This is a genomic window from Synechococcus sp. R8-2 (assembly GCF_047461715.1).
Lineage (GTDB): Bacteria > Cyanobacteriota > Cyanobacteriia > Thermostichales > Thermostichaceae > Thermostichus.
Genome location: NZ_JANSHQ010000657.1, coordinates 1 through 642, shown reverse-complemented (window position 1 = coordinate 642; position 642 = coordinate 1). Strand labels below are relative to the sequence as shown.

The window sequence follows — 642 nt, the reverse complement described above, 5'->3', positions numbered from 1 at the left end:
GAAAAAGAACGCGCACTCGCCGCCGCTCAGCTTCGGCAGCGAGAAACCCAGCGTAACCTCTCCCTCCTCGCACTCGGCATCGCCCTGATAGGCCTCGTCACCTTCGCCATCCTGTACCGAAAAATCCGCCAGCAAAGGGACCTTATCCAGAAGCAATCCGATGAAATCCAGCAGAAAAACCTCGCGCTGGAGCAGTACAACGCCGAACTCAAATCCACCAACCAGGCCCTGGAAGAGTCCAATCGCATCATCCAGCAGCAGGCAGAGACCCTATTAGAGAAAAACGAAGAGATTCTGGACAGCATTCGGTACGCCGAGCGGATTCAGCGGGCCATCCTGCCCTCCGCAGAAAAGTGGCAGCGGCTCTTGCCAGAAAGTTTTCTGCTCTACAAGCCTCGGGATATTGTGGCGGGGGACTTCTACTGGCTTGAAGAGACGGAGCGGTATATTTTTCTGGGGGTGGCGGATGCGACAGGGCATGGCGTTCCGGGAGCCTTTGTGAGCATCGTATGTGCGAATGCGCTCCATAAAGCCGTGCTGGAGGAGGGCTTGGAGTCGCCGGCGGAGATCCTCTGGCGAGTTCGGGAGGTGGTGGTGTCGCAGCTCACCCAGGCCGGGGAGAAAGTCAAGGATGGCATGGAC

1 protein-coding gene is annotated in these 642 nt (G+C 57.9%); it reads left to right on the top strand.

What is annotated here, in order from left to right:
• Positions 1–642 (top strand): SpoIIE family protein phosphatase (locus tag NW819_RS13585; protein ID WP_414414073.1); only part of this gene is annotated, 642 nt, incomplete at both ends.